Origin of the sequence: Nostoc mirabile CHAB5784, assembly GCF_020829645.1 — a bacterium.
In the GTDB taxonomy this organism is placed as follows: Bacteria; Cyanobacteriota; Cyanobacteriia; order Cyanobacteriales; family Nostocaceae; genus Nostoc; species Nostoc mirabile.
On the sequence record NZ_JAIVFS010000192.1, the window covers coordinates 1 to 8,425 of the forward strand.

An 8,425-nucleotide genomic window follows, 5' to 3' on the forward strand; every position below is an offset into this window, starting at 1 on the left:
CTATTGTGGGTTCGGTTTTAACTGTCAGGATAATTATTAATATACCTGCTGATTAGTCGCGTCAAAATAGTTTCTTCCATTCATAGCGGGTGGCGATCGCCGCCAGTGGGGCTGCTCCTAAGAAACCGTATTTGCTTCGGACTGAGGAATGAGTTCAAAACCTAAAGCTAGAGCCTTTTTTCGTAGGTTATTGATAACTCGTTCTTGGTAACGTTGTTCATAATAATCCATGCCAATATCTTCATAGTTACCTCCAGTTGTCCAAAGTCGGTAAAAAATTCGTGCCAACTTATGAGCAGTAGCAGTGATAGCTTTGGGCGTGCCAAGTCGAGAACGTAAGCGACGATAAAAAGCACCCAAGGCAGAATTGCTCTTGCCAGCTGTTTGTGCTGCCATTCGGAAGGCATTGGCAGCAGGGTTAACTACCAAGCGAGTTTGAGAACTTTTAACTTTACCGCCAGTGATGCGATTACAAGGGCAAAGACCAAGCCAAGAAGTAAAGTGTTTAACAGTTGGGAATCGAGTAGGATCTAAACCGACCTCAGAAATAATAGTTTGCACCGTCAGGATACCAAGACCATCAATGGCAGTGAAATCAACCCCACTAATTCGGTAGAGATGGTTACGTAAATCAAAAGCGGGTTCATTGCCTTGAGGTTTATTGCGGGGGTGCCTTGGTTGCGGAAGCGGAGATTCATCGAGATTAACTTTGTCGCTAAATTCAGCCAAGCACTCCTGTATTTGGTGGTCGCAAGCGGCTATCTGAGCTTGATAAACATCGTAAAGTTGTAGTTCCTGTTGAAGTACAAAAATATGCTCACTGCGATAATCCCCATTTAAAGCAGCAGCAATTTCTGCTTGGGAGCGTTTAGTACGGTGATGTCTCTTAGCTGCTAAAACTTGTGGGTTTCGTTCCCCAGCAACAATCGCTCGAATAATTGCCATCCCAGTAGTACCAGTGATATCGCTGATAACTTTATGCAGTTGCACATTCATCTGGGTTAAAGCTTTTTGCATCCGTTGAATATGAACACAAGCACTTTTGATGAGACTATCTCGGTGGCGGATATAACTCCGCAATACACAAATTTGGTCTTCCGGGCGAAAAGAACCAGACAACAATCCGTAACTATGCAACTGTTGCAGCCACTGACAGTCTCAAATATCAGTTTTCCGTCCAGGTAAAGTTTTGACATGATGAGCGTTAACAAGTTTGACCTCAAAACCTCTTGTCTCCAAGATTTGAAACAACGCAATCCAATATACCCCTGTTGATTCCATTGCTACAGTTTCCACTTTACATTCAGCCAACCAATCTGCAAGGGCATACAAGTCAGCAGTGTAACAGCCGAAACGTCTTACACACTCGGATGCTCTGTCTTTTGGTACACTCACCCAGTGAAATTCTGAACCAATATCAATACCCGCTGCATTTAGGTTGATTAGTCTTAAGTCGGAAGTTTCATTCGTAGTTGGTTGATGGAAACGGGATTTGGACTTTGGTGTTTTCATCATCAAAGGCTTCCTCCGAATGCGGAGTCATACTAGCAATTGGAAGTGCGCCCTGACCTGGGTTGACGGATGAATACAGTCTCCTAAACGGGATAATGGCAGCAGCCATTTCACCAATGTCATAACCGTCTCAACCCAGAACCAAGCTTCTGTACGGGCGACGAAGCACCATTGGGGGATCGGTCTTAACTGTCAGGACACAATAAAAGTGTAATTTTTTTCGGTGCATCTTATTTTGTTTCTTCCATCCATAACGGAAGTGATAGCGTCCGTAAACAGCTTCTGTCAGTTTCCGAGTAGAATGAATAAAGGAATCAAAAAAGAAAACGCTAGAAAGCAAGCAGGGTAAGGGATACAGAATTAAAGATCCTTCTACTGCACGCAGCGTTTACGATCGCTCAAACTATGTCAATCACGATTTTGCCGAAGAGTTCTGGTGATGACTGCGCTCGATAAGTATCCTTGGCATCCTCAAAAACGCTGTGTTAGCTGTCTTAATAGCACTCATCCGTCTTTCGGGGTCGCGATCAAGTTGAGATCTGCGATCGTTTGAGGTGGAAGTTGCAGAGATGCGGCTTTGAGGTTCTCGTGCAAATGCTCAACAGGACGTTCCTGGAAAGCAAGCATGTTAAGAATACGTTGCAGCCTTGCAATCCAGCCTCAGCTATCATCAGCGATGCTCGATCAGGTCATACATGCCATTAAATGAGTTGCCGCGCACCATGTCAATACTTAGAAAGTCATGCGGAAAGCCCAACTCGATCTGGCTGACTTGATCGAGCTTTTGCAAGTGTTCATCTGAGAGTGTCACCTCTAGGCACTTTAGGTTATCTTGCAGTTGCTCCAGCTTGCTTGCGCCCAAAATTGGGATCATCTGCGGACTTTGGGCACGAATCCAGGCAAGCGCCACTTGCGATGACGATCGCCCTAACGCTTGAGCAATCTCTCCTACAGCATGAGCAATCTGCAAACTGCGATCTGGAATATGCATGCCGCGAGAAGTCGCTTGAGTATCACCCTGACTGTATTTCCCCGACAGTACCCCGCCTGCTAAAGGTGACCAAAGTGTCACTGCAAGCTCGAAAGCATCTGCCATCGGCAACAAATCGCGTTCTGGTGTGCGTTCGATCAAACTATACTCAATTTGCAAGGCAACGAATTGCGTCCAGCCATTGCATCGGGCAAGAGTATTTGCTTCCGACACAATCCAGGCGGGCGTATCGGAGATGCCGATGTATAGAACCTTGCCTTGCCGTACGAGATCATCTAAGGCTCGCATCACTTCTTCAACGGGAGTAGTGAAATCCCAGGCATGAAGCCAGAGGACATCCACATACTCGGTGTTCAATCGTTTCAAACTGCCTTCAAGCGATCGCATCAGATTCTTACGATGGTTACCGCCATCGTTTGGATTCTGCCCAGTTGGAGGCATTTGACTTGCCAATGAATACTTCGTTGCTAGAACAAAGCGGTCTCGATCAGCGGCAATCAGTTCACCCACGATCTTCTCACTGCTGCCGTTGGTATACATGTTTGCCGTGTCGATAAAGTTGCCGCCTGCCTCGACAAAGGCATCAAACATCTGGCGGCTCGTGTCTTTGGGTGCGCCCCAGCCCCAATCATCGCCAAAGGTCATCGTGCCGAGACACAGTTCAGAAACGCGGAGCCCGCTTTTACCCAACAATTTGTATCGCATATCAATGATTCTTTTGTTTACTAAAGTCGCAATGAAGCAGTCTTTGTTGAAGAGACCGTATTTGCTGATCGAATCCATCTATCGATCTGTACATCTTTTACCGAGCAGCGGTTGTCGCGATTGAGTTGAGATCTGCGATCATTTGAGGTGGAAGTTGCAAATCTGCGGCTTTGAGATTCTCGCGCAGATGCTCAACCGACGACGTTCCAGGAATCAACAGGATATTAGGGGAACGCTGGAGCAGCCAAGCCAGCGCAACCTGCATCGAGGTCGCATTTAGAGAAATTGCAGCGGCTTCGAGCTTGGACGACTGCAACGGCATGAACCCGCCGAGTGGAAAGAACGGCACATAAGCGATTCCTTGCTGTGCGAGTTGATCGATAAAAGCATCATCGTCGCGGTGCGCTAAGTTGTACTCATTCTGAACGCAAACAATCTCGGTAATCGTTTGTGCCTCTGCTAACTGCTTGGGCGTGACGTTGCTGATTCCGAGGTGGCGAATCAGCCCCTGTTGTTTGAGTTCAGCCAAAACGGTTAGTGGCTCTGCGAGAGAATCCTCCGATGGTTTCTCGCTCATCATGCGGAGATTGACGACATCGATCACATCAATTCCCAGGTTTCGCAAGTTGTCGTGAACGGCATCAATCAGATCCTGCCGCGACATCGCAGGTTGCCACGAGCCATCCGCAGGACGACGGGCACCAGTCTTAGTAACAATGACGAGATCCTCTGGATAGGGATGCAGTGCTTGCCGGATAATCTGATTGGTGATATGCGGGCCATAGATGTCGCTGGTATCGATGTGATTGACTCCGAGTGCTACCGCCTCGCGCAGAACGGCAACGGCGGCATCAGCATCGCGTGGCGGTCCCCATACTCCTGGACCAGCGAGTTGCATCGCACCGTATCCAAGGCGCTGCAAGGTAATTGAAGTGTTTGGAAGCGTGAAGCTACCGCCAAGATTTGTTTGTACAGTCATATTACTGCTCCTTGTCAATGTTTACGACTTTTCTTGCTTGAATGTGCCATCCGTTATGGGTCAATAGCACGCGCTACATCTTGCCATTCTGTCCAGACCTTCAATCGCTGCTCATAGATTTGCGGGACAGCCTGAGTTGCAAACCTGCCGAGGAGCAGGCGCAACGGCGGATTCTCGGCATCGACGAGCTTGAGGATTGCCGCGCTGGATGCGGTGGGATCGCTAATCTTCACACCCGCATTTCGGGTTGCCCGTGCATTCCGCAAGCTGTCATAGTCCGCGATCTGCGTAGCGTGTACCGCCGAGCTACCAGACCAATCTGTACTGAACCCACCCGGCTCGATAATTGTGACTTTGATGCCGAAGGGCGCGACTTCCTGACTGAGTGCCTCGCTGAATCCTTCCAGTCCCCATTTGGAGGCGTTGTACAGTCCTAGCATTGGGAATGCACCAATCCCTCCGAGGCTGGAAACCTGGAGGATATGCCCACTGCCTTGCGATCGCAGGTAGGGCAATGCCGCTTGCGTAACCCACAGTGCCCCAAACAGATTGGTTTCGATCTGCGCTCGTGCTTCAGCCTCGCTGACTTCTTCGATCGCTCCAAACAAGCCATACCCTGCATTGTTGACAATCACGTCAAGCTGTCCAAAATGCTCATGTGCTGCCTGCACTGCTGCCAAGTCCGCTGCTCGATCGGTGACATCTAGACGCAGGGGCAAAATCTGCTCGCCAAACTGCTCCACCAAACCCTTGAGGCGATCAGGGTTGCGCGCCGTTGCAGCCACTCTGTCTCCTCGTTCTAGTGCCGCCTGAGTCCATTCGCGACCAAATCCGCGTGATGTACCCGTAATAAACCATGTTTTCATTGGTGTTCCTTGGTCAAAAAGTTTATGAAAAGTGATTGATGAAGAAGGCACGAAGGACTTTTTGCCCGTTAGCCCCAAATCTGTCCCATATCGGGGTATGCCCATATATATAACTGATCAGCTGCTTGAGCCAGTGCTTCTCTAAAACTTCGGAAAGCCCCCGTGATCAACCAGGTCTTCTTGTTTTTAGTCATTGCCTTAGCCTCTTACTGCTGTATTTGCACAGATTCATTCTATGAGTCAGAAGCAAGGGCTTAAATACACAAAACTGGCAGATGTTTGCCTAATCCTCTCAAGCAAGGTGCAAGCAACAAAAAAATGTTCTTATAATAAGCGCATGAAAATAATCACATCAGGCAGAATGCATGAAAATCGAGACAACGAGCCACGAGGCAGCGATCGACAAATGTGAAGAACTGGCGGCATTAGTTGCTCGGCACACGAACGGCAAGGGCAACGGTGCCCATATAACTGCGATCGATTCTTTAGCATTCATGCGGGAATGTGATTCTGTTACAGCAATGCACGGTGTTAGCGAACCGGTGCTTGGTCTTGTGGTGCAGGGCAAAAAAGAAGTGCTGCTTAATGAAGAAGCTTATCAATACGGCGTTGCTCAGTATCTGGTTGTTTCGGTGGATTTGCCGATGAGTGGATGTGCTGTCGAGGCGACACCCGATAAACCCTATCTATGTCTTAAGCTAAAGCTAGACTCTGCCCAACTCTGTGAAATCATCGCTCAAACGAATCCAAGTATCGATCAGAAAGATTCCGTCAGCGGCTGGTTCATCAGTGATGCCGATTCAACGTTGATTGATTGTGCCATCCGCCTGACAAAGCTTCTAGAGACACCGCAAGATATCCCGTTTCTCGCCCCGATGGTCATCCGCGAAATTTATTACCGCCTGCTCATCGGTGAACAAGGGGAAGCGGTTCGTCAGATTGCCACGGCTGGTAGCAATATGCAGCGCATTGCTGAAGTCATCAAACGACTCAAAGCAGATTTTGCCCAGCCGCTACGAGTTGAGGAGCTGGCTGAGCAGGCAAATATGTCTGCTTCATCGTTCCATCGCCACTTCAAGCAAGTGACCTCAATGAGTCCGTTGCAATATCAAAAACAGTTGAGACTGTCAGCAGCGCGGCAGTTCATGCTGTCCGAGAATGTGGATGCGACCCAGGCGGCTTATCAGGTGGGCTATGAGAGTATCTCGCAGTTTAGCCGCGAGTATTCCCGGATGTTTGGTGCGCCACCCATCCAAGACATTGAACGGTTACGGGTCGCTTGACCTTGCCTGTTTTTGAACCCCAGCGCGATCAAACTGCTTCAACGTCGTCTCGATCAGCCGATCGACTTCACCAGAGATACTGACATCGGCTTTGATCGCCATAGCTCGACCGCCCAATCCAGTAATCTCGTTGACGACATCCTGCGCCAAACTGTCATTCGAGACATAGTTGACGACAACGGTAAAACCGCTTCAAAACGATGTCCCAATTTGCAAAACAATCTTGCCGCGTGTGCGCCCACTTTGGGAAAGTTGGAATGCCTTTTTCACTTCCACGAGCGGCATAAACGGTTGAAACGTGCGCTTTTAATCTGCCTTCGTCAACCAATTTGCTGATCGCGGCTAACTGTTTTGCGTTGGGTTTGCAGTAGACCCGCGCGGCTTTGATGCCAAATTTCTGCGCTTTTTCTTCGGACGGAAACTGCACTGCTGTCACCAGAAAGCCGCCTTTTTTCAATGTGTGGAACGCTCTTTCAAACGTGTCGCCGCCGACCGTATCGAAAACGACATCCACGTCTTTGACGACTTCTTCAAAGTTTTGCTTCGTGTAGTCAACGAACTCATCCGCGCCTAAATCTCTGACGAACGCTTCATTGCGACCCGAAGCCATGCCGATTACGAATGCGCCTTTTGCTTTGGCAAGTTGAATAGCCAGCGAACCGACTCCGCCTGATGCAGCGGTGATCAAAAGTCTCTGACCACTGCTAAGATTTGCCAAATCAAAAAGTGCCTGCCATGCAGTCAACGCGCCTAGCGGAATCGCCGCCGCGTTCTCGAAATCGAGACTTTGGGGTTTGGTCACTATTTCCCCGATTTTGGCGATCGCGTATTCAGCGAAACCTCCGGAGGTCACGATACCGTAAACTGTATCACCCTCCTTGAGATCTCTGACATCATCGCCAATCTTTTCAATCGTTCCAGCAATCTCTCCACCGAGAAAGATAGGGAGTTTTAGCCCTAACTCAGGCTTCAAATGCGCTTGAGCGCTCAAGATCGGCAATAAACCCAGGCTTCTCTGTCGGGTGCCATCCCAACCGTTGCTGCGTTAGCGCGCTCGATGCCGGAGCATCCATGCTGACAAAGAATCCGAGCCAGCCGAAATGACTTGCAGCCTCTTCGGGTGACAAGGCCACGACTGGGATCTTCAAACCCCGAGCGATCGCTTCTGCAATCGCTCGAACCGACACACCCTCTTCTGCGATCGCCTGATACCTCGCTCCGATAGATCCCTTCTCAAGTGCCAGCCTGTAGAGGGGTGCCGCATCGAGCCGGTGGACTGCGGCCCAGCGGTTAAGCCCGGTACCGACATAGGCTGAGATTCCCTTCTCGCGGGCAAGCGCGATCATGTATGTAGCGAGGCCTTGCTTGTCCCGGTCGTGGACCTGCGGCATACGCACCACTGAGGCACGCACGCCACGCGCAACTATCGAAATTGCCGTCTGCTCTGACACCCTGGGAGTTCCACCTGAACCGGATGGCGGCACGTCGTCCTCTGTAATGAGGCGATCGAGCGTGAGGGGCAGCCCGGATGTGACGATCAAAGGCCGATCAGAACCTGCAAGCACGTCGCCCATTGCCTTGATCGCACGCCGATCTGCCTCGGAGTTCTCCGCAAACTTCGAGAAGTCGTGATTGAAGGCAGCGTGAATGACGCCATCCGACATCGCTGCTCCACTGCGGAGGCTTTCCAGGTCTTCTAAATCGCCTCGATGCACCTCAGCACCAGCAGCGATCAGAGACTCGGCACCCTTATCCGATCAAGCGAGACCCAGCACCTGATGTCTGGCATTGAGCAATTCGGGGACGATAGCAGAGCCGACAAAGCCGGTAGCGCCGGTGACGAAAACACGCATGATAATTTCTCCTTAAAACTTCGTGTCCAAGTGGGTTGCTGAATATTTGCTGAACGGACTCCGGCGCGGTGTCGCTGGAGGCGATATCACCACGCGGTCGGACTCCTCGTCTAACGCTCTTTTATGTCTCTGGTGAGAGAAAAATGCTCTGATTTGCTGAGATTTTTGAAATTCCTTGAAGACTGTGAACAATACAGGCGCTGCTATGTCGGAAATATTGAGAAGTAATCAAATAT

At 49.9% G+C, this 8,425-nt stretch carries 8 protein-coding genes and 1 pseudogene; 1 reads left to right on the forward strand and 8 read right to left on the reverse strand.

Going from position 1 to position 8,425, the window contains the following annotated elements:
- Positions 1-117: 117 nt before the first annotated feature.
- The 4 genes and pseudogenes from LC653_RS43335 to LC653_RS43350 form a co-directional block, all read right to left on the reverse strand.
- A pseudogene (locus LC653_RS43335) lies at positions 118-1,512 on the reverse strand (IS110 family RNA-guided transposase).
- A 670-nt stretch (positions 1,513-2,182) separates the two neighbouring features.
- Complete coding sequence (locus LC653_RS43340) at positions 2,183-3,208, reverse strand: aldo/keto reductase (RefSeq protein WP_229501441.1); 1,026 nt, start codon at positions 3,206-3,208, stop codon at positions 2,183-2,185.
- Between the two features lie 97 nt (positions 3,209-3,305).
- Positions 3,306-4,187 (reverse strand): aldo/keto reductase family oxidoreductase, encoded by an 882-nt coding sequence (locus LC653_RS43345; protein ID WP_229501436.1) that lies wholly within the window; start codon positions 4,185-4,187, stop codon positions 3,306-3,308.
- A gap of 53 nt (positions 4,188-4,240) precedes the next feature.
- Positions 4,241-5,158: an SDR family oxidoreductase gene (locus tag LC653_RS43350; RefSeq protein ID WP_229501437.1), complete on the reverse strand. Its 918-nt coding sequence runs from the start codon at positions 5,156-5,158 to the stop codon at positions 4,241-4,243.
- Between the two features lie 260 nt (positions 5,159-5,418).
- Here LC653_RS43350 and LC653_RS43355 point away from each other — a divergent pair, with 260 nt between their 5' ends.
- Positions 5,419-6,336: an AraC family transcriptional regulator gene (locus LC653_RS43355; RefSeq protein ID WP_229501438.1), complete on the forward strand. Its 918-nt coding sequence runs from the start codon at positions 5,419-5,421 to the stop codon at positions 6,334-6,336.
- Here LC653_RS43355 and LC653_RS46645 read toward each other — a convergent pair.
- From LC653_RS46645 to LC653_RS47715, 4 genes are all read right to left on the reverse strand, one after another.
- Positions 6,322-6,453 (reverse strand): hypothetical protein, encoded by a 132-nt coding sequence (locus LC653_RS46645; protein WP_267923434.1) that lies wholly within the window; start codon positions 6,451-6,453, stop codon positions 6,322-6,324. The two genes, LC653_RS43355 and LC653_RS46645, sit on opposite strands and share 15 nt — an antisense overlap.
- A 37-nt stretch (positions 6,454-6,490) precedes the next feature.
- Positions 6,491-7,327, reverse strand: coding sequence for an NADP-dependent oxidoreductase (locus LC653_RS43360; RefSeq protein WP_229501439.1), 837 nt, complete (start codon positions 7,325-7,327; stop codon positions 6,491-6,493).
- Positions 7,299-8,000, reverse strand: coding sequence for an SDR family oxidoreductase (locus LC653_RS43365; RefSeq protein WP_229501440.1), 702 nt, complete (start codon positions 7,998-8,000; stop codon positions 7,299-7,301). The genes LC653_RS43360 and LC653_RS43365 overlap by 29 nt, the downstream gene beginning before the upstream one ends.
- 93 nt (positions 8,001-8,093) lie before the next feature.
- Positions 8,094-8,189, reverse strand: a complete 96-nt coding sequence (locus LC653_RS47715; RefSeq protein WP_372478302.1) for an NAD-dependent epimerase/dehydratase family protein — start codon at positions 8,187-8,189, stop codon at positions 8,094-8,096.
- Between the last annotated feature and the right edge of the window lie 236 nt (positions 8,190-8,425).